Genomic DNA, 20238 nt, shown 5'->3' on the forward strand with positions numbered 1-20238 from the left:
TGCGTCAGCCGGCGAGCATCGGATAGGTGAACAGGCCGAAGTGCAGCAGGTTCAAGAGCAAATGCGTGGCGATGGCGGCGGCCAGTCCGCCAAAGCGGTAGGCCAGGCCGTAGCCTAAACCTGCCAGGCTCGCCAGCAGCATCCATTGCCAGCCCGCTCCTGCGTGCGCCAGTCCGAACAACAGCGAAGCCAGCAGCAGCGCGAGGTTTTCGCCGTACGCCAAGTGTTTGAAGTGTCGGCTCAGGCCGCCCTGGATATAGCCGCGAAACAGCGCTTCCTCGACCAGCGTCACCAGCAGCAGATTGTTGAGCAGCCATAGCCAGCCCGCGTCCGGCCATTTCGGCGCCCAAGCGATGACGTTCAGCAGCAGCGCGCCACCCAGTGCAAGCACGGCGCTCAGGGCCAGCGCGACGGGCGTGGCATACAGGAACAACCGCAGTGACCGCCGGCCGACAATCCACGGGCAGACCAGCAATAACCAGAAACCGATCAGGGGTTTATCCAGATTCAGGTACATGGAAAACCGCACGGCATCGTCCGTGAAGCGCTGTGGTTCGATCACCCGACCGTTATGGAAGCCAGGCAGCCAGTGCAGCGCCAGTGCCAGCGCGAGGAAGATGAACAGGCCATGGCCGAGATAGCGGCCGAACTGCAGTTTTGATTGACGGACCGCGAAACCGGCGATCAGCAACAAGCCGACGGAAATCCCCGCAAACCAGCCGAGTCGGCCATAGGCCAGGGCCATGCCGTAGCCGAGGGAGAGCAGCGCCAGAAGTGTCCATGGCAGAGCGAGCATTGAGAATCCTTGTGTCTGGGCCTGCACCAGCCCCCGGTGGGAGCGAGCCTGCTCGCGATCGCGGGGTGTCATTGAGCATCATTTGTGAATGTTACACCGCTATCGCGAGCAGGCTCGCTTTCACAGTCTTTTTCGTGAGCACAAAAAAACACCGCCCGAAGGCGGTGTCTTTGTCAGCGCACAACTACGACGCGATCAACTGTCGCAACACGTAATGCAGGATCCCTCCCGACTTGAAGTATTCCACTTCATTGAGCGTATCGATCCGGCACAAGACTTCGATTCTTTCGTGGGTGCCGTTCTCCCGGGTGATGACCAGGGTCAGGTTCATCCGCGGGGTCAGTTCGACACCGGTCAGACCGAGGATATCCAGGGTTTCTGTGCCCCGCAGTTTCAAGCTTTTACGATTTTGATCAAGTTTGAACTGCAGCGGCAGCACGCCCATGCCCACCAGGTTGGAGCGGTGAATCCGTTCAAAACTTTCGGCGATGACCGCTTTGACCCCCAGCAGATTGGTGCCCTTGGCCGCCCAGTCACGGCTTGATCCCGTGCCGTATTCTTGCCCGGCGATCACCACCAGTGGCGTGCCCGCCGCCTGGTAACGCATGGCCGCGTCGTAGATCGCCAGCTTCTCACCGGTAGGGATGTAGAGCGTATTGCCACCTTCTTCGCCACCGAGCATTTCATTGCGAATGCGGATGTTGGCGAAGGTGCCGCGCATCATCACCTCATGGTTGCCGCGGCGCGAGCCGTAGGAGTTGAAGTCCCGCGGTTCCACGCCTTTCTCGCACAGGTAGCGGCCCGCCGGGCTGTCGGCCTTGATGTTGCCGGCCGGGGAGATGTGGTCGGTGGTTACCGAATCGCCGAGCAAGGCGAGGATGCGCGCACCTGCGACATCTTTCACCACCGGCGGCGGTCCGCCAATGTCGTCGAAGAACGGCGGATGCTGGATATAGGTCGAATCGTCCTGCCAGACATAGGTCGCCGCCTGCGGCACTTCGATGGCTTGCCACTGTTCATCGCCGGCGAACACTTCGGCGTATTCCTTGTGGAACATGGCGGTGTTGACTTGCTCCACCGCAGCAGCGATTTCCTGGGTGCTCGGCCAGATGTCTTTCAGGTAAACCAGATTGCCGTTCTGATCCTCGCCCAACGGCTCGCGGCTGAGGTCGATGCGCACGGTGCCGGCCAGCGCATAGGCGACCACCAGTGGCGGCGAGGCCAGCCAGTTGGTTTTCACCAGCGGATGGACCCGGCCTTCGAAGTTGCGGTTGCCCGACAACACCGAGGCCACGGTCAGGTCGGCTTTCTGGATGGCTTTTTCGATCGGTTCCGGCAACGGCCCGGAGTTACCGATGCACGTGGTGCAGCCATATCCGACCAGGGCAAAACCCAGTTCATCCAGATACTTCGTCAGGCCGGCAGCCTTGTAGTAGTCGGTGACCACTTTTGAGCCTGGGGCCAGTGAGCTTTTCACCCACGGCTTGCGGCGCAGGCCTTTTTCCACGGCTTTCTTCGCTACCAGACCGGCGGCCATCATCACGCTCGGGTTTGAGGTGTTGGTGCAGGAGGTAATCGCCGCAATTACCACCGCGCCGTTTTTCAGGCGTACGGTTTGTCCTTCAAAGTCGTAATCCACTTCACCGGCCAGATCGGCGTTGCCCACCGCCACACCACCGCCGCCTTCGCTTTCCAGGCGGCCTTCTTCCTTGCTGGTGGGTTTGAGTTGCAAACCGAGGAAGTCGCTGAAGGCTTGCGCAACATTCGGCAGCGAAACCCGGTCTTGCGGACGCTTGGGGCCGGCGAGGCTGGCTTCGACGCTGGCCATGTCCAGCGCCAGACTGTCGGTGAACACCGGTTCCTTGCCCGGCAGGCGCCACAGGCCCTGCGCCTTGCTGTAGGCCTCGACCAGTTTCACGGTTTCAATCGGGCGGCCGGACAGGCGCAGATAATCCAGCGTCACGTCGTCCACCGGGAAGAAACCGCAGGTGGCGCCATATTCCGGGGCCATGTTGGCGATGGTTGCGCGATCCGCCAGCGGCAGGTCGGCGAGGCCATCGCCGTAGAACTCGACGAATTTCCCCACCACGCCTTTCTTGCGCAGCATCTGGGTGACGGTCAGCACCAGGTCGGTGGCGGTAATGCCTTCCTTGAGCTTGCCGGTGAGTTTGAAGCCGATCACTTCCGGGATCAGCATCGACACCGGTTGCCCCAGCATCGCCGCTTCCGCTTCGATGCCGCCAACGCCCCAGCCGAGCACGCCGAGGCCGTTGATCATCGTGGTGTGGGAATCGGTGCCGACCAGCGTATCCGGGAAGGCGTAAGTGCGGCCGTCCTCGTCTTTGGTCCACACTGTGCGGCCCAAGTACTCCAGATTCACCTGGTGGCAGATCCCGGTACCCGGCGGCACCACGCTGAAGTTGTCGAAGGCACTCTGGCCCCAGCGCAGGAACGCATAGCGTTCGCCGTTGCGTTGCATTTCAATATCGACGTTCTGTTCGAACGCGCTGCTGGTGGCGTATTTGTCGACCATCACCGAATGGTCGATGACCAGGTCGACGGGGGAGAGCGGGTTGATCCGCTGCGGATCGCCACCGGCCTTGGCCATCGCCGCACGCATGGCGGCCAGATCGACCACCGCAGGCACGCCGGTGAAGTCTTGCATCAGCACCCGCGCCGGGCGGTACTGGATCTCGCGATCGGAGCGGCGCTCCTTGAGCCAGGCGGCAATCGCCTTGAGGTCGGCACCGGTGACGGTTTTTTCATCTTCCCAGCGCAGCAGGTTTTCCAGCAGCACTTTCAACGACATCGGCAGCTGGTCCAGGTTACCCAGGCTCCTGGCGGCATCCGGCAGGCTGAAATAGTGGTAGGTCTTGTCGTCGACTTGCAGGGTTTTCAGTGTCTTCAGACTATCGAGGGACGGCATTACGATCACTCCTTTGAGTCCGCACGGCTACGGACTGAGGGGACGGGCAGAGCATTAAACCTAGCCCTGTTTTAAGTAGCTGGCTAATAACTGGACTCTATGGACAGACCCCAGGTTCCGATCTCGGCTATCATGCGCCGGTTTTCGTGACAGGCTTTGCTCCAGAGCAAGCCTGGGCATCGCGCAGTGGTTGAATGTCTCGCCATCTGCCCAGGAGTAAGAATGAACACCCTATTCATGCATTGCCGGCCGGGCTTCGAAGGCGAAGTCTGTTCCGAGATTTCCGACCTTGCCGCACAACTGAACGTGGCCGGTTATGCCAAGGCCAAGGCCGCCAGTGCCTGCGCCGAATTTGTCTGCACCGAAGAAGATGGCGCCGAACGCCTGATGCGCGGTCAGCGTTTCGAACGGCTGATCTTCCCGCGCCAATGGGCACGGGGCATTTTCATAGATCTGCCGGAAACCGACCGCATCAGTGTGATCCTCGCGCACATGGCGGATTTCCCCGTGTGCGGCAGCCTGTGGCTGGAAATGGTCGACACCAACGATGGCAAGGAGCTGTCGAACTTCTGCAAAAAGTTCGAAGTGCACCTGCGCAAGGCATTGATATCCGCCGGCAAGCTGGTGGACGACGCCAGCAAACCGCGCCTGCTGCTGACCTTCAAGAGCGGTCGTGAAGTGTTCGTCGGTCTGGCGGAGTCGAACAACTCGGCGATGTGGCCGATGGGCATTCCGCGGTTGAAATTCCCCCGCGAAGCGCCGAGCCGTTCGACCTTGAAGCTGGAAGAGGCCTGGCACCATTTCATCCCGCGTGAGCAGTGGGACGAGCGCTTGCACAGTGATATGACCGGCGTCGACCTCGGCGCCGCGCCTGGGGGCTGGACCTGGCAACTGGTCAACCGCGGCATGCTGGTGACCGCCATCGACAACGGTCCGATGGCCGAAAGCCTCATGGACACAGGCCTGGTGCAGCACTTGATGGCCGACGGTTTTACCTTCAAACCCAAGCAACCGGTGGACTGGATGGTCTGCGACATCGTCGAGAAACCGGCGCGCAACGCCGCGATGCTCGAAGAGTGGATTGGCGAAGGGCATTGCCGTGAAGCGGTGGTCAACCTCAAGCTGCCGATGAAACAGCGCTATGCCGAAGTGAAGCGCCTGCTGGAACGCATTGCCGATGGCTTCAAGGCCCGGGGCATCAAGGTCGAGATCGGCTGCAAGCAGCTGTACCACGACCGGGAAGAAGTGACTTGCCATTTGCGCCGGATCGACGTGAAGAAGCCCAAGTCCCGCTGATATCCCTCTATGGCTTTTGTGGCGAGGGAGCTTGCTCCCGCTGGGCTGCGAAGCGGCCCTGAACTCAGCAACCTCGCAAGATCAGGTACACCTCACCCACAGGTTTGACGACGGCTTCGCCGCCAAGCGGGAGCAAGCTCCCTCGCCACAAACCCGGCAATGCGCGACAATGCCGGCAAGTTTCAGGAGTTGATCATGAGTGAAATACTTGATGCGCCGGTAGACGGCACCCTCGACGCCACCGGCCTCAACTGCCCGGAGCCGGTCATGATGCTGCACCAGCACATCCGTGACCTGGCGCCCGGCGGCCTGCTCAAGGTGATCGCCACCGATCCGTCGACCCGTCGTGATATCCCCAAGTTCTGCGTGTTTCTCGACCACGAACTGGTGGGACAGCATGAAGACGCGGGCACTTATCTGTACTGGATCCGCAAGAAATCTACGTAAACCGCGTAGGAGCCGGCTTGCTGGCGATCGCAGTAGTTCAGCCGGTATTAACCTGACTGACACACCGCCATCGCCAGCAAGCCGGCTCCTACAGGGTGCGGTGATTAGCGAAGGCTGAGCCGGATTCGTTTGCGCGCACTGCGGGTCAGGCGGATCGACAGCATCAGCGCCGCACAGCTCAAGCCGGCGATCAAGCCTTCCCAGAGCCCGCTCGGGCCGCTGGCCGGGCCGAGCCAATCAGTCAGCCCCAGCACGTAACCGACCGGCAAGCCGATTCCCCAGTAAGCGAAGAGCGTCAGGATCATCGTCACCCGCGTGTCCTGGTAGCCCCGCAGCGCTCCGGCGCAGATCACCTGGATGGCATCCGAGAACTGATACAACGCGGCGTAGACGATCAACATCGACGCAATCTGGATCACCGCCTTGTCCGGCGTGTAGATCGAAGCGATCGGTTCGCGCAGGCACAGGATGAGCGTCGCCGAAAACGCGGCAAACACCAGCGCGGCACCGAGCCCGACCTTCGCGGCGAACCGCGCCTGCCAGGGATTGCCGGCGCCCAGTGCCTGGCCGACCCGCACCGTGACTGCCATGCCCAGCGAGTAAGGAATCATGAACAGCAGCGAGCTGATGTTCAGGGCGATTTGATGGCCGGCGACCACGGTGGAGCCGAGGCTGCCGATCAGCAGGGCAATGACCGCAAAGATGCTGGACTCGGCAAAGACCGCGATACCGATCGGCAGGCCAATGCTGACCAAGCGCTTGATCACGACCCCTTGCGGGCGGTCGAAACGCACCAGCACACGGGTGCGCGCATAAAACGGCGCCCAGAAGGTCCAGCCGGCCATGCTTAACGCCATAAACCACATCACAATGCCGCTGGCCCAGCCGCAACCGACGCCACCCAGGGCCGGAGCGCCGAAGTGGCCATAGATCAGCGCATAGTTCAGCGGGATGTTCAGCAACAGGCCGCACAGGCCAATGACCATGCTCGGACGCGTCCGACCCATGCCATCGCTGTAGCAGCGCAGCACATAATAGAAGGCCATGCCCGGCAAGCCGAAAGCGATGCCGTGCAGGTAACCCATGCTCGGCTCGATCAATTGCGCATCGACTTTCATCCAGTGCAGGATCGGCTCGGCGGCAAGCAGCAGGCCACTGCCGATCAACCCGACACACAGTGCCAGCCATAACGCCTGGCGTACCAGCGGACCAATCTCGTCAAACTGCCCGGCGCCAAAGCGTTGCGCGACTTTGGGCGTGGTGGCCAGCAGAACGCCGGACATCAGCAGGTAGACCGGAATCCAGATCGAGTTGCCCAGCGCCACCGAGGCGAGGTCCCGCGCGCTGACGCGGCCGGCCATCACCGCATCGACAAAGCCCATGGCCGTGGTGGCCAACTGCGCGACCATGATAGGCAAAGCCAGGCTGAGCAGGCCTTTGAGCTCGATGCGGACGGGCGTGGTCCGCGCAGGCGCTGCGGCGACGGTATTTTCAGTTACAGGATTCAATAGCAAAGCGTCCAAAAGGTTTTGTTGCACAGGCGCGCATTCTACGCGTTGACGCAGCGGTCAGGAAAAGACCCGTGTTAGCGATTTGTAATCGACCCTCTGGCGCGTGCTAGGCGTTATGCGCCATCTGCGCCTACACTGCCGATCCGCCTAAGGAGCCTGCCATGCTGATTGTTGCCGACGAAAATATCCCCCTGCTCGATGCGTTCTTCGAAAGTTTCGGAGAAATCCGCCGGGTGCCGGGCCGATCCATCGACCGCGCCACCGTCGAACAGGCCGACGTATTGCTGGTGCGCTCGGTGACCAACGTCAACCGCGCGCTGCTCGAAGGCAGCAAGGTGCGCTTCGTTGGCACCTGCACCATCGGCACCGATCACCTGGATCTGGATTACTTTCAACAGGCTGGCATCACGTGGTCGAGTGCGCCGGGTTGCAATGCCCGTGGCGTAGTCGACTATGTGCTCGGCAGCCTGTTGACCCTGGCCGAAATCGAAGGCGTCGACCTGACGCAGCGCACATATGGCGTGGTCGGTGCCGGTGAAGTGGGCGGGCGGCTGGTCAACGTCCTGCAGGGGCTTGGCTGGAAAGTGCTGGTCTGCGACCCGCCCCGGCAAGCCGCTGAAACCGGCGATTACGTCAGCCTTGAAGACATCATTGAGCAGTGCGACGTGATCAGCCTGCACACGCCGCTGACCAAACAAGGCCCGCAATCGACCTGGCATCTGTTTGATCAAAAACGCTTGAACCAGCTCAAACCCGGTGCCTGGCTGATCAATGCCAGCCGTGGCCCGGTGGTCAACAACGCTGCATTGCGCGATGTGTTGCTGGAGCGTGAAGACCTGCAAGCCGTGCTTGATGTCTGGGAAGGCGAGCCGGAAGTCGACGTAGCGCTGGCCGAACTCTGCGTGCTGGCAACGCCGCACATTGCCGGCTACAGCCTCGATGGCAAACAACGCGGTACCGCGCAGATCTACCAGGCGTATTGCGATTTCCTCGGGCAACCGGCCACGGTCAGCTTGAGTGATTTGCTGCCGGCACCCTGGTTGTCGCAAGTGACCTTGAGCGCGCAAAGCGATCCGGCCTGGGCGCTGGCGATGGTGTGCCGAGGCGTGTACGACCCGCGCCGCGACGACGCGGACTTCCGCCGCAGTCTTGTAGGCAGTGTGAGCGAGCAGCGTGCGGCGTTTGATGTGCTGCGCAAGAATTACCCATCGCGGCGTGAGATCGATGGCTTGCAAGTGCGGATCGACGGTGATGCGCCGGCGTTGCAACAGATCGTGGCAGCGTTGGGCGCAACACCTGTCTAAAGACCAACCCTTCGGCATCTCCCACACAAAGCATGTTCATGCAGGCATAAAAAACCCGGCCTACAAGGGCCGGGTCAAGAAGACGGTGGCTATATCACTCTTGTTCGACAGGCTTGACCAATCGCTTCTCCAGTTCGCTGCAAGCTTTCTGGATCATGTCTTCAGTGATCGGTACTTCGCGGCCCTGTTCATCGATAATCGAGCAACCCAGAGACTGGTCTGGCTGTGTGCGGATCACTTGAATCTTGTCGTCGCTGCTGTTTTGCAAGGACATGGCCTGTCTCCTCATCAGGTTGTGTACCCACTATAAAACCGCCAGGTGACCAGGCTATGACAACTCCCTGCGATCACTTCAAAACGGCAATACCAGTCCACCAGAAATACTTCGGCGTTACCACCCGGACGTTAGACCGATAGCGTCTAGCGCCTAGTCTTGGTGGACATAATTAACCTGACTCATTGTGATTTACCAAGTTCCACCCCATTGATCGGTGTAGGTTGCCCTTATCAATTGTTCCGTCCTGGATGATGCCAATGCTCACTGTTCGACACCGCCGTGCCATTCGTCTGGCCAGTCGTTTCATTGCACCTTATCGCTGGCATGCGTTGGGTGCTTTGCTGGCGTTAATTGTCACGGCGGGCATCACCTTGTCCATGGGGCAGGGCATTCGCATGCTGGTGGATCAGGGTTTCATGACCCAGTCGCCGCATCTGCTCAACCAGTCCATCGGCGTTTTCATGTTGCTGGTGCTGGGGCTGGCGCTCGGCACCTTCGCCCGCTTTTATCTGGTGTCGTGGATTGGCGAGCGCTGCGTCGCCGACATTCGCCGGCAGGTGTTCAACCACCTGATCTATCTGCATCCCGGGTTTTACGAAAACAACCGCAGCTCGGAAATCCAGTCGCGGCTGACCGCCGATACCACGCTGCTGCAATCGGTGATCGGTTCTTCGCTGTCGCTGTTTTTACGCAATCTGTTGATGGTGATCGGCGGGATCATCCTGCTGTTCATCACCAATCCCAAGCTCACCAGCATCGTCGTGGTCGCCTTGCCATTGGTCATTGCGCCGATCCTGATTTTTGGCCGTCGGGTGCGCAGCCTGTCGCGCTTGAGTCAGGACCGGATCGCCGATATCGGCAGTTATGTCTCCGAGACCCTCGGCCAGATCAAAACCGTGCAGGCCTACAACCACCAGTCCCAGGACGAACAGCGGTTTGCCGGCACCGTGGAAGAAGCATTCGACACCGCGCGTAAACGCATCTTTCAGCGGGCCTGGCTGATTACGTTGGTGATCGTGTTGGTGCTGGGTGCGGTAGGGGTCATGCTCTGGGTCGGTGGCATGGACGTGATTGCCGGGCGCATTTCTGCGGGTGAGCTGGCGGCATTCGTTTTTTACAGCCTGATCGTTGGCAGCGCGTTCGGCACCTTGAGCGAAGTGATCGGCGAATTGCAGCGCGCGGCCGGTGCAGCGGAACGGATCGCCGAGTTGCTGCGCTCGGAAAACATCATCCGGCCACCGACCACCCATCAGGTGGCGTTGCCCGAGCGGGTCAAGGGCGAACTGGTGCTTGAGAATGTGCGCTTTTCCTACCCGTCACGTCCCGAAAGCTATGCCGTCGATGGCTTGAGCCTGAGCATACGGCCTGGAGAAACCCTGGCCTTGGTCGGGCCTTCCGGGGCGGGCAAGTCGACGGTGTATGACCTGCTACTGCGCTTTTACGATCCCGCCGAGGGGCGCATCCTGCTCGACGGCACGGCGTTGACCCAGCTCGATCCATTGGACCTGCGTCGTTGCTTCGCACTGGTCTCGCAGACCCCGGCGCTGTTTTTCGGCAGCATCGAAGAGAACATCCGCTACGGCAACCCGACGGCAACGCTTGCTGAAGTGCAGGAAGCGGCAAAAATCGCCTACGCCCACGACTTTATCGAAGCCATGCCCAATGGTTACCAGACGCATCTGGGCGATGGCGGCCTCGGTTTGTCCGGCGGCCAGCGCCAGCGCCTGGCCATCGCAAGGGCGTTGCTGGTGGATGCGCCGATCCTGTTGCTCGACGAAGCCACCAGCGCCCTCGATGCACAAAGCGAACACTTGATTCAGCAAGCGCTGCCCAGCCTGATGAAAAACCGCACCACCCTGGTCATCGCCCATCGCCTGGCCACCGTGAAAAACGCTGACCGCATCGCGGTGATGGACCAAGGCAAACTGGTGGCGGTTGGCACGCATCAAGAACTCATCGCCAGCAATGCGCTGTATGCGCGGCTGGCGGCTTTGCAGTTCAGTGATGGCAACGCTGAGCTCAATCTTCACCTGTAGGTGCTGCGCCAGGCTGCGATGGTTTGATCTCGCTTCAACAAAAATGCCCGCATCAATCGATGCGGGCATTTTGGTGTCTTGCAGACAAGTGCAGATCAAAAGATCGCAGTCTTCGGCAGCTCCTGAAGGGGCATCACTGGTCGTCGAAGTACCGTTCGTGCCAGTCCACGATTGGCTGCGGTGAGTTGAGTTTCTGGCCGTAGATCACCGAGTACGACAACACGTTTTGCACGTACTGGCGGGTTTCGTCGAACGGGATGCTTTCCACCCACACGTCGAAGCTCAGGTGGTCGGCACCGCGCAGCCACTGACGCACGCGGCCTGGGCCGGCGTTGTAGGCGGCGGAGGCGAGGACGCGGTTGCCGTTGAACTGGCTGTGCACCTGGCTCAGGTAGGCGGCGCCGAGCTGGATGTTCTTGTCCGGGTCGAACAGTTGCTTCGGCGAAGCGTACGGGATGCTGAATTTGCGCGCGGTTTCCTTGGCCGTGGCGGGCATCAACTGCATCAGGCCCGAGGCGCCGACTCCGGAACGGGCGTCGTCCATGAAGGCGCTTTCCTGACGGGTAATGGCGAATACCCAGCTCGAATGCAGGCCACGATTCTTGGCTTCACGCACCAGTGCGTTGCGGTGAGCCATCGGGAATCGAATGTCCAGGTCATCCCAGTACTGCGCCTGGCTGATCGTGCGGATCGCCGGGAAATACCATTTCAGGTCGTAGGCCAGTTTCGCCTGGGCAACCATTTCATCGCGGCTGAAGTGGCGACTGACGTGGTACCACTCGCGGCGCCCGTCGACGATTTGCCCGCGGGCGTGGAACTCCAGGGCGCGACGTATGCCTGGGGTGTTGCGCACTTTATTGATCAAGGCCTGGCTCATCACCAGTGGTTTGTTGTTCAGCGAATAGGGTGATTGCGACCGATCCGCAGCGAGGAATCCGTAGAAGTCACGTTCGCGGGCGAGGTTCCTGTAGAGGGTTTGCGGTTCCTGACTCTGCGGTTGTGCCAGCTCCAGGCTGCGGGCCTGCCAGTAGCGCCAGCGGTTGGTGCTCGCCAGGTCTTGCGGCAGGCGTCGGGTCAGCTGATAGGCGTCGTCCCAACGAGCCAGGCGCAGCAACAGGCGCATACGCCATTCGGACACGGTGTTGTCGCGCAGCTCCGGGTCGTATCTGGTCATCATCTCCAGTGCGCGACTGTCGAAACGTTTGGCGAGCGTCAATCCGATTTCTCTGGCGATTGCGACTTTTTCATCCCGGGAGAAGTGCATGCTGCTGGCATAGCCGTCCAACAGGTTCATGGCCCTGTCGGGGTCCTGGCGGGCGAGGCGGCGCAGGCCGAGACTGACCACGTCGGACATCGGCTCGTCGGCCGGGGTGAAGCGCGATGGTTGGTTCAACAGTTCCGGGTTCTGCGCCACATCCACCAGCAAGCGGCCACGAGGGGCGAGGGTGGTCAGGCCATTGACCAGGCTGTTGGCCAGTGGGTAGTTGCGCGCCTGGGCGGCGAGCTTGGTGCGCTCCCAACGTTTTTGTTCGGTCAACTGGCCATCGGCGGCCCACATGCCGAATAGCGCGTCACATGCCGCCGGTTGCGATTTGCCCGTCAGCCAGAGCTTGTTGGCGTTGGCGTAGCCTTCGGATTTGAGGTTGTGGCTGATCTGGTACTGCGCGTTCAGGCAGTCCAGTTCAGTGAAGTTAAGCTTGGGGTCGTAGTACTTGACGAAGGTCGCCCAGTCGCCGCGATCGGCCAGCCAGCGCAACCAGCGCAGTTTCATCCAGTTGGCTTGCGGCAGGTCGCCGTGCTCGGCGAGAAATTTTTCGATCTCGGCGTTGCTCGCGGTTTTCAGGCGCGCGGTCAGCTCGTCGTAGGCCAGGTAGGGTTCCAGCGGATAATCGGCCAAGGCCTGGCTGTATCGGAAATAGGGGCCGGTGTCGCCCTTGGCCAGGGCACGCTTGGCGACATCGTAATACTGGCGTTGGGTGGACAGGTCTACCGCCTGGGCGGATTGAACGGCAGCGGCAGACAGTAAAAAGCACGACAAAAAATTGAAAAGGCGACTGCGCATGAGACGTCCGGACAGAAAAACCATGACAAGTGCTGGCGATGCCGACACTGAATTATCTGTAGCTTAGCCTTTTGCCAGCAACGGGTGAAAGCTTTGCGGACCTGTCTGCATCAGTTCGCAACATTTGTTGTGCAGAGTGCTTCGACAGTGAAATTGCCGGCCTTCTGAAGCCTCGATTCAGGTAGAATGCGCGCCCGGTTTTTGGAGAAGCTCATGACCCTGCTCAAATTCAGCGATGTGTCCCTTGCTTTCGGCGCTATGCCGTTGTTGGACAAGGTGTCCTGGCAGATCGCCCGTGGAGAGCGGGTGTGCATCATCGGCCGCAACGGCACTGGCAAGTCCAGCATGATGAAGCTCGTCAAGGGCGACCAGAAGCCCGATGACGGCTCGGTTTGGCGCGCACCCGGCCTCAAGATTGGTGAATTGCCGCAAGAATTGCCGGTAGCCGACGAGCGGACCGTGTTCGACGTGGTGGCTGAGGGCCTTGACGGTGTCGGTGCCTTGCTCGCCGAGTATCACCACCTGAGCCAGAACATCGTCACCGACGCTGACCTGGACAAGCTGATGCACGTCCAGCACGACCTCGAAGCCCGTGATGGCTGGCGTTTGCAGACGCTGGTCGACAGCACCCTGAGTCGCCTGCAATTGCCAGCAGACAAGACGCTGGCCGAGTTGTCCGGTGGCTGGCGTCGCCGCGTTTTGCTGGCCCAGGCCCTGGTTTCCGAGCCGGACCTGTTGCTGCTCGACGAGCCGACCAACCACCTGGACATCGGTGCGATCGCCTGGCTCGAAGAAGCGCTGAAGGATTTCCAGGGCGCCGTGCTGTTCATCACGCACGACCGTTCCTTCCTGCAAAACCTTGCCACCCGCATCCTCGAACTGGATCGCGGCGGCCTGATCGACTGGAACGGCGACTACGCCAGTTTCCTCGTGCATAAAGAAGCCGAACTGGCTGCCGAAGCCACTGCCAACGCGCTGTTCGACAAGCGCCTGGCCCAGGAAGAAGTCTGGATTCGCCAGGGCATCAAGGCTCGTCGTACCCGTAACGAAGGCCGCGTGCGTGCCTTGAAAGCCTTGCGCGTCGAGCGTAGCGAACGACGCGAGCGCACCGGCAAGGCCAACATCCAGCTGGAAACTGCCGATAAATCCGGCAAGCAGGTGATGGTGCTCGAGAACGTGAGCTTTGCTCACCCGGGCGGGCCGTTCCTGATCAAGGATTTCTCCATGGTGCTGCAGCGCGGCGACCGCATCGGTCTGCTCGGCGCCAACGGCACCGGCAAGACCACGCTGCTCAAGCTGATGCTCAGCGGTCTGCAACCGACCAGCGGCAAAGTGGAAGAGGGCACGAAGATCGACGTCGCCTACTTCGACCAGTTGCGTCATCAGCTGGATCTGGAAAAGACCGTGATCGATAACGTCGCGGAAGGTCGCGACTTCATCGATATCGACGGCCAGAGTCGCCACGTGCTGAGCTACCTCGGCGACTTCCTGTTCAGCCCGCAGCGTGCCCGCACGCCGGTCAAGGCGCTGTCCGGTGGTGAGCGTGCCCGTCTGTTGCTGGCCAAACTGTTCAGCAAGCCGGCGAACCTGCTGGTCCTCGACGAACCGACCAACGACCTCGACGTCGAAACCCTCGAACTGCTGGAAGAGGTCTTGCTGACCTTCAACGGCACCGTACTGATGGTCAGCCACGACCGGGCATTTCTCGACAACGTGGTAACCAGTACCCTGGTCTTCGAAGGCGAAGGCAAGGTTCGCGAATACGTCGGTGGTTATCAGGACTGGCTCCGTCAGGGTGGCTCGCCGCGTCTGTTGGGCGTGACCGAAAGCAAATCCGGCAAGGCCGACCTGAACTCCGCGGTGGTCAAGGCTGAGCCTGCGCCAGTCGCGGCAGCGGTCGAAGCGCCAGCGAAGAAAAAGCTCAGCTACAAGTTGCAGCGCGAGCTGGAAGCGTTGCCGGGCCAGATCGAAGCCATGGAGCAGCAGATCGCCGCTGTGGAAGCACAGATGGCGGATGCGGGTTTCTACCTGCGCCCTGCGACTGAAACCGCAGGCGTGATTGCTCAGCTGTCGCAGTTGCAGGCTGAGCTCGACGTGATGGTCGAGCGCTGGGCTGAACTGGATGCTTGATTGATCCTGTAATAATAAAGCCCGGCTTCACAAGCGTGATCGCCGGGCTTTTCGTATGAAATGCAATCTCCCTGTAGGAGCTGGCTTGCCAGCGATGGCATCACAACGGTGCATCAGGCAGTCCGTGTTGCCCCGCATCGCCAGCAAGCCGGCTCCTACAGAAGGCGGGCTTCAGCTTTTGCTTTGCAGGCGCACTGCCAGCACATCGCAAGGTGCGCCGTGCAGTACGTCATTGGCAGTGGAACCCAGCAGTAGTGCCAGACCATGTCGGCCATGGCTGCCCACCACGATCATGTCGCACCCTTGCTCCTTGGCCAGGTGGTGAATTTCCTGGCGTGGCTGGCCGTAGGTCAGGTGGCTGTATTCCTTGGAGAGCTCCGGGTATTTCACGATCAGCCGGTCCAGGCGCTCCTTGGCCTGGTCAAACTGCTGTTGTTGCAGTTGTGACAAGTCCATCGGCACGTCACCGCCAAAGGCCATGGCCATGGGTTCGACGATGTGCACCAGGGACAACTTCGCGCCATTGCTCGCCGACAGCTCGCGAGCGCGGTGGATTACAGGATCGCACTCTTCGGTTAGATCTACAGCGACCAGAATATGGTTGTAGGGCATGAGGTGCTCCTCCTGAGGATTGCAATATTGGTAAGTATGGCTGGTTTCAAGCGCATTGGTTTCAAAGTGACTCAATGCGCTCATTCAGAATCGGGAGTACAGATATGACGGTCTGGATAGTGGTGTCAATCCTGCTGGTGGTGCTCAGCCCTCTGGCATGGTTGCGTCCATCGCGTCATCAGAGCGGCCGGATGGCTCTGCGCATGGAGGCTCGGCGCATGGGCCTGGCCATGCAACTGGCGCCTCAGGAGTGGCCGCACTGGCTCGGTAAGGAGCCGCCAAACCCCTGCGCCCAGTACCATCGACCGCGGCGCGGCAGTCAACCGGCATGCTGGAGTTATTGGCAGAAAACCCCGGGTGTGTGGGTGAATCAGTGGCAAGAGGTCTGCGAGGATCCCGCGTTGCTGATTCATTTCGAAAAGTTGCCGGACAACGTCTACAAGGTTGAAGCCGACAAACAGATGATTACCTTGTACTGGGGCGAGAAAGGCGAAGCCGAGGTATTGCAGCACATCGACACCACCCTCAAAGCCCTCGCCTGAAAAACGGACCTTCCCCAGGTCCTTATTTTCAGGCAATAAAAAGCCCGACATCAATCATCGGGCGGGGTTGGCCAGGCAGGCCGGTAATTCGGTTTGGGCAGATACTACGCTGGGTGTTCACCTCAGCGTTCAAATTTTTTTTCTCAAGTCCCGCCAGCGTAGCTTGTTAAACAAAGGCTGCAGGGAATTAGGGCGACTTTTCTAATAATTGATTCTATGAATGGCAGCACATGCACCCGCGTGTTAGAGATCTTCGCGTTACGGAAATGACTGCAAAGTCGCGTTTCAACCCGCATTCTGGGCGATTGACAATTGTCGGAAATTCCGTGAAGGTGGCATACCCAAATCAAACGGGCGTATGAATTGAGCGTTTGTATTTCAGACCGCTCCTACAGAATCCCGACTATCGCGTTGGCGGGTGTGCCGGGTTGAGAGGCGTAGCATCGACGTTTAACGTCCCTGCCGAACCATTCACCCGGGTCCGACGTGTACTGTTCAGCTTCCATATCGTGGAGATCAGTTGATGATTTACGAAGGTAAAGCCATCACGGTTAAGGCTCTTGAAAGTGGCATCGTCGAACTGAAGTTCGACCTCAAGGGTGAGTCCGTCAACAAGTTCAACCGTCTAACCCTGAACGAACTGCGTCAGGCCGTAGACACCATCAAGGCAGATGCTTCGATCAAGGGTGTGATCGTCAGCAGTGGCAAAGACGTGTTCATCGTCGGCGCCGACATCACCGAATTTGTCGACAACTTCAAGCTGCCGGATGCAGAGCTTGTTGCAGGCAACCTCGAAGCCAACAAGATTTTCAGCGATTTCGAAGACCTCAACGTCCCGACAGTGGTTGCCATCAACGGCATCGCGTTGGGTGGTGGTCTGGAAATGTGTCTGGCGGCGGACTACCGCGTCATGTCCTCCAAGGCCAAGATCGGTCTGCCGGAAGTCAAGCTGGGTATCTACCCGGGCTTCGGCGGTACCGTACGCCTGCCGCGCCTGATCGGTGCCGACAACGCCATCGAATGGATCGCTTCCGGCAAGGAAAACCGTCCTGAGGACGCGCTGAAAGTCGGCGCCGTCGATGCCGTGGTTGCTCCTGAGAAGCTGCAAGAAGCTGCCCTTGAAGTGATCAAGCGCGCCATCTCCGGCGAGTTCGACTACAAGGCCAAGCGCCAGCCGAAGCTTGAAAAACTCAAGCTGAACGCTATCGAACAAATGATGGCTTTTGAAACCGCCAAAGGTTTCGTGGCTGGCCAGGCTGGCCCGAACTACCCGGCGCCGGTTGAGGCGATCAAGACCATCCAGAAAGCCGCGAACTTCGGTCGCGACAAGGCGCTGGAAGTCGAAGCAGCAGGTTTCGTCAAACTGGCCAAGACCTCTGCCGCACAGAGCTTGATCGGTCTGTTCCTGAACGATCAGGAACTGAAGAAAAAGGCCAAGGCCTACGACGAAATCGCCAAGGACGTGAAGCAGGCCGCCGTATTGGGCGCCGGCATCATGGGTGGCGGTATCGCCTATCAATCGGCGTCCAAAGGCACGCCGATCCTGATGAAGGACATCAACGAAGCCGGTATCGAACAGGGGCTGGCCGAAGCTGCCAAGCTGCTGGTTGGCCGTGTTGATAAAGGCCGCATGACCGCCGCGAAAATGGCTGAAGTGCTCAACGGCATCCGCCCAACCCTGTCTTACGGCGACTTCGGTCACGTGGACCTGGTGGTGGAAGCGGTTGTCGAGAACCCGAAGGTCAAGCAAGCCGTACTGGCAGAAGTTGAAGACAAGGTCAAAGAGGACACCATCCTCGCCTCGAACACCTCGACCATTTCCATCACCTTGCTGGCCAAAGCCCTCAAGCGTCCGGAAAACTTCGTCGGCATGCACTTCTTCAATCCGGTGCACATGATGCCGCTGGTGGAAGTGATCCGTGGCGAGAAGTCCAGCGAGCTGGCGGTTGCCACCACCGTTGCCTACGCCAAGAAAATGGGCAAGAACCCGATCGTCGTCAACGACTGCCCGGGCTTCCTGGTCAACCGTGTCCTGTTCCCGTACTTCGGCGGTTTCGCCAAATTGGTCAGCGCCGGTGTGGACTTCGTCCGTATCGACAAGATCATGGAAAAATTCGGCTGGCCGATGGGCCCGGCGTACCTGATGGACGTGGTCGGCATCGACACCGGTCACCACGGTCGTGACGTGATGGCTGAGGGCTTCCCGGACCGCATGAAAGACGACCGTCGTTCGGCCGTTGACGTGCTCTACGAAGCCAAGCGCCTGGGTCAGAAGAATGGCAAGGGCTTCTACGCCTACGAGACCGACAAGAAAGGCAAGCAGAAGAAGGTTGCCGATCCATCGGTGCTGGAAGTGCTCAAGCCAATCGTGTTCGAACAGCGCGAAGTCACTGACGAAGACATCATCAACTGGATGATGATCCCGCTGTGCCTGGAAACCGTGCGTTGCCTGGAAGACGGTATCGTCGAAACCGCCGCCGAAGCCGACATGGGTCTGGTCTACGGTATTGGTTTCCCTCCATTCCGTGGCGGTGCGCTGCGCTACATCGACTCGATCGGTGTTGCAGAGTTCGTTGCCCTGGCTGACCAGTACGCTGATTTGGGCGCGCTGTACCACCCGACCGCGAAGCTGCGCGAAATGGCCAAAAACGGTCAGAGCTTCTTCGGTTAAGCGCCCCCAACTAGAGTGAGAGTGAACTTATGAGCTTGAATCCTAGAGACGTCGTGATTGTCGACTTCGGTCGTACTCCGATGGGCCGCTCCAAGGGCGGCATGCACCGCAACACCCGCGCCGAAGACATGTCGGCGCACCTGATCAGCAAACTGCTGGAACGTAACGTAAAGGTTGACCCGAGCGAAGTCGAAGACGTGATCTGGGGCTGTGTGAACCAGACCCTGGAGCAGGGCTGGAACATTGCGCGCATGGCGTCGCTGATGACCCAGATCCCGCACACGTCGGCCGGCCAGACCGTCAGCCGCCTGTGTGGCTCGTCCATGAGTGCACTGCACACTGCTGCGCAAGCGATCATGACCGGCAACGGTGACGTGTTCGTCGTCGGCGGCGTCGAGCACATGGGCCACGTGAGCATGATGCACGGTGTCGATCCGAACCCGCACATGTCGCTGTACGCGGCGAAAGCCTCGGGCATGATGGGCCTGACCGCTGAAATGCTGGGCAAAATGCACGGCATCACTCGCGAGCAACAGGACGCTTTCGGCGTGCGCTCCCACCAACTCGCCCACAAGGCGACCGTGGAAGGCAAGTTCAAAGACGAAATCATCCCGATGCAGGGCTACGACGAGAACGGTTTCCTGAAAACCTTCGACTACGACGAGACCATTCGTCCGGAAACCACCCTGGAAAGCCTGGCGGCTCTGAAGCCAGCGTTCAATCCGAAGGGCGGCACCGTGACAGCCGGTACTTCGTCGCAGATCACCGATGGTGCTTCGTGCATGATCGTGATGTCGGCACAGCGTGCGCAGGACCTGGGTATTCAGCCTCTGGCGGTGATCCGCTCGATGGCAGTGGCAGGTGTGGACCCGGCGATCATGGGCTATGGTCCAGTACCGGCCACACAAAAAGCACTGAAGCGCGCGGGCCTGGGCATCAACGATATCGATTTCTTCGAGCTCAACGAAGCTTTCGCCGCACAGGCCTTGCCAGTGCTGAAAGATCTGAAAGTGCTCGACAAGATGAACGAGAAGGTTAACCTGCACGGCGGCGCGATCGCCCTGGGTCACCCGTTCGGTTGCTCTGGTGCGCGTATCTCCGGCACTTTGCTGAACGTGATGAAGCAAAATGGCGGCAACCTCGGGGTAGCCACCATGTGCATTGGTCTCGGCCAAGGCATCTCCACCGTCTTCGAACGCGTTTAAGCGTCTCGTTGATGGAAGCCGGGGCCAAGTGCCCCGGTTTTTGTTTTTCCGGATTTATTTTTGTTTTTATTTTGAAAAAATTTGAGTGAGGGCCAAAGCATGCCGATACAACCTGGGCTCTACCAACATTACAAAGGTCCGCAGTACCGCGTTTTCAGTGTTGCGCGGCATTCGGAAACCGAAGAAGAAGTGGTCTTCTACCAAGCCCTGTATGGCGATTACGGCTTTTGGGTACGTCCCTTGAGCATGTTCCTGGAGTCCGTCGAGGTTGACGGCGAACAGGTGCCACGCTTTGCTTTGGTGCAGGTCGAAGAAAGCCTTTTTACCAAGCCATAAGCTGAGTTCGCGCAAAACCCTGCGCTTGACCTCATCTTGTTGCCACTATATATAGCGGTGCCGCGTCAGGCGCCAACCGCCTTTCAC

15 protein-coding genes are annotated in these 20238 nt (G+C 59.8%); 9 read left to right on the plus strand and 6 right to left on the minus strand.

From position 1 onward, the window contains the following. Positions 1 to 4 precede the first annotated feature (4 nt). Positions 5 to 796, minus strand: coding sequence for a CPBP family glutamic-type intramembrane protease (locus M5G20_RS00555; protein WP_273917438.1), 792 nt, complete (start codon positions 794 to 796; stop codon positions 5 to 7). A 184-nt stretch (positions 797 to 980) separates the two neighbouring features. Beyond that, a complete protein-coding gene (acnA, locus tag M5G20_RS00560; RefSeq protein WP_273917439.1) occupies positions 981 to 3722 on the minus strand; it encodes an aconitate hydratase AcnA in 2742 nt (913 codons plus the stop codon). Between the two features lie 222 nt (positions 3723 to 3944). Here acnA and rlmM point away from each other — a divergent pair, with 222 nt between their 5' ends. Together rlmM and tusA are read left to right on the plus strand one after the other, a co-directional pair. Further along, positions 3945 to 5018 carry a 23S rRNA (cytidine(2498)-2'-O)-methyltransferase RlmM gene (rlmM, locus tag M5G20_RS00565; RefSeq protein ID WP_273917440.1) on the plus strand — a complete coding sequence of 358 codons (1074 nt, stop codon included), beginning with the start codon at positions 3945 to 3947 and terminating at the stop codon, positions 5016 to 5018. Positions 5019 to 5213: 195 nt separating this feature from the next. Continuing rightward, positions 5214 to 5465, plus strand: a complete 252-nt coding sequence (gene tusA / locus M5G20_RS00570; protein ID WP_273917441.1) for a sulfurtransferase TusA — start codon at positions 5214 to 5216, stop codon at positions 5463 to 5465. A 104-nt stretch (positions 5466 to 5569) separates the two neighbouring features. Here tusA and M5G20_RS00575 read toward each other — a convergent pair whose 3' ends face one another. Continuing rightward, positions 5570 to 6973: an MATE family efflux transporter gene (locus M5G20_RS00575; protein ID WP_273917442.1), complete on the minus strand. Its 1404-nt coding sequence runs from the start codon at positions 6971 to 6973 to the stop codon at positions 5570 to 5572. Positions 6974 to 7137: 164 nt separating this feature from the next. Between M5G20_RS00575 and pdxB the strand changes: the two genes are divergently transcribed. Further along, positions 7138 to 8280 (plus strand): 4-phosphoerythronate dehydrogenase PdxB, encoded by a 1143-nt coding sequence (gene pdxB / locus M5G20_RS00580; RefSeq protein ID WP_273917443.1) that lies wholly within the window; start codon positions 7138 to 7140, stop codon positions 8278 to 8280. Positions 8281 to 8374: 94 nt separating this feature from the next. Here the strand turns inward: pdxB and M5G20_RS00585 are convergent, their stop codons facing one another. Then, entirely contained in the window at positions 8375 to 8554 is a 180-nt protein-coding gene (locus tag M5G20_RS00585) for a PA1571 family protein (protein WP_075946008.1), read from the minus strand. 260 nt (positions 8555 to 8814) lie between these two features. Between M5G20_RS00585 and M5G20_RS00590 the strand changes: the two genes are divergently transcribed. Continuing rightward, entirely contained in the window at positions 8815 to 10593 is a 1779-nt protein-coding gene (locus M5G20_RS00590) for an ABC transporter transmembrane domain-containing protein (RefSeq protein ID WP_443218273.1), read from the plus strand. Between the two features lie 133 nt (positions 10594 to 10726). On the opposite strand, the gene M5G20_RS00595 is transcribed toward M5G20_RS00590, so the two are convergent. After that, entirely contained in the window at positions 10727 to 12655 is a 1929-nt protein-coding gene (locus M5G20_RS00595; protein WP_273917445.1) for a transglycosylase SLT domain-containing protein, read from the minus strand. 213 nt (positions 12656 to 12868) lie between these two features. On the opposite strand from M5G20_RS00595, the gene M5G20_RS00600 reads away from it, so the two are divergent. Next, a complete protein-coding gene (locus M5G20_RS00600) occupies positions 12869 to 14785 on the plus strand; it encodes an ATP-binding cassette domain-containing protein (RefSeq protein WP_273917446.1) in 1917 nt (638 codons plus the stop codon). 171 nt (positions 14786 to 14956) lie between these two features. Here M5G20_RS00600 and M5G20_RS00605 read toward each other — a convergent pair whose 3' ends face one another. Then, positions 14957 to 15397 carry a universal stress protein gene (locus tag M5G20_RS00605; RefSeq protein ID WP_273917447.1) on the minus strand — a complete coding sequence of 147 codons (441 nt, stop codon included), beginning with the start codon at positions 15395 to 15397 and terminating at the stop codon, positions 14957 to 14959. Positions 15398 to 15501: 104 nt separating this feature from the next. Between M5G20_RS00605 and M5G20_RS00610 the strand changes: the two genes are divergently transcribed. The 4 genes from M5G20_RS00610 to M5G20_RS00625 all read left to right on the plus strand — a co-directional run bounded on the left by M5G20_RS00610 (position 15502) and on the right by M5G20_RS00625 (position 20151). Further along, positions 15502 to 15939: a hypothetical protein gene (locus M5G20_RS00610; protein WP_273917448.1), complete on the plus strand. Its 438-nt coding sequence runs from the start codon at positions 15502 to 15504 to the stop codon at positions 15937 to 15939. Positions 15940 to 16462: 523 nt separating this feature from the next. Beyond that, positions 16463 to 18610 carry a fatty acid oxidation complex subunit alpha FadB gene (fadB, locus tag M5G20_RS00615; protein ID WP_273917449.1) on the plus strand — a complete coding sequence of 716 codons (2148 nt, stop codon included), beginning with the start codon at positions 16463 to 16465 and terminating at the stop codon, positions 18608 to 18610. Positions 18611 to 18639: 29 nt separating this feature from the next. Next, complete coding sequence (fadA, locus tag M5G20_RS00620; RefSeq protein ID WP_056857016.1) at positions 18640 to 19815, plus strand: acetyl-CoA C-acyltransferase FadA; 1176 nt, start codon at positions 18640 to 18642, stop codon at positions 19813 to 19815. A 99-nt stretch (positions 19816 to 19914) separates the two neighbouring features. Next, positions 19915 to 20151, plus strand: coding sequence for a DUF1653 domain-containing protein (locus tag M5G20_RS00625; protein ID WP_075946000.1), 237 nt, complete (start codon positions 19915 to 19917; stop codon positions 20149 to 20151). Positions 20152 to 20238 lie beyond the last annotated feature (87 nt).

The sequence above is a fragment of the Pseudomonas sp. TNT2022 ID1044 genome, assembly GCF_028656895.1.
GTDB classification, from domain to species: domain Bacteria; phylum Pseudomonadota; class Gammaproteobacteria; order Pseudomonadales; family Pseudomonadaceae; genus Aquipseudomonas; species Aquipseudomonas reinekei.

Excerpts from the sequence above, each read along its gene's own strand:
- M5G20_RS00555 (WP_273917438.1), bottom strand. The coding sequence starts at position 796 with ATGCTCGCTCTGCCATGGACACTTCTGGCGCTGCTCTCCCTCGGCTAC.
- acnA (WP_273917439.1), bottom strand. The coding sequence starts at position 3,722 with ATGCCGTCCCTCGATAGTCTGAAGACACTGAAAACCCTGCAAGTCGAC.
- rlmM (WP_273917440.1), top strand. The coding sequence starts at position 3,945 with ATGAACACCCTATTCATGCATTGCCGGCCGGGCTTCGAAGGCGAAGTC.
- tusA (WP_273917441.1), top strand. The coding sequence starts at position 5,214 with ATGAGTGAAATACTTGATGCGCCGGTAGACGGCACCCTCGACGCCACC.
- pdxB (WP_273917443.1), top strand. The coding sequence starts at position 7,138 with ATGCTGATTGTTGCCGACGAAAATATCCCCCTGCTCGATGCGTTCTTC.
- M5G20_RS00585 (WP_075946008.1), bottom strand. The coding sequence starts at position 8,554 with ATGTCCTTGCAAAACAGCAGCGACGACAAGATTCAAGTGATCCGCACA.
- M5G20_RS00590 (WP_443218273.1), top strand. The coding sequence starts at position 8,815 with ATGCTCACTGTTCGACACCGCCGTGCCATTCGTCTGGCCAGTCGTTTC.
- M5G20_RS00595 (WP_273917445.1), bottom strand. The coding sequence starts at position 12,655 with ATGCGCAGTCGCCTTTTCAATTTTTTGTCGTGCTTTTTACTGTCTGCC.
- M5G20_RS00600 (WP_273917446.1), top strand. The coding sequence starts at position 12,869 with ATGACCCTGCTCAAATTCAGCGATGTGTCCCTTGCTTTCGGCGCTATG.
- M5G20_RS00605 (WP_273917447.1), bottom strand. The coding sequence starts at position 15,397 with ATGCCCTACAACCATATTCTGGTCGCTGTAGATCTAACCGAAGAGTGC.
- M5G20_RS00610 (WP_273917448.1), top strand. The coding sequence starts at position 15,502 with ATGACGGTCTGGATAGTGGTGTCAATCCTGCTGGTGGTGCTCAGCCCT.
- fadB (WP_273917449.1), top strand. The coding sequence starts at position 16,463 with ATGATTTACGAAGGTAAAGCCATCACGGTTAAGGCTCTTGAAAGTGGC.
- fadA (WP_056857016.1), top strand. The coding sequence starts at position 18,640 with ATGAGCTTGAATCCTAGAGACGTCGTGATTGTCGACTTCGGTCGTACT.
- M5G20_RS00625 (WP_075946000.1), top strand. The coding sequence starts at position 19,915 with ATGCCGATACAACCTGGGCTCTACCAACATTACAAAGGTCCGCAGTAC.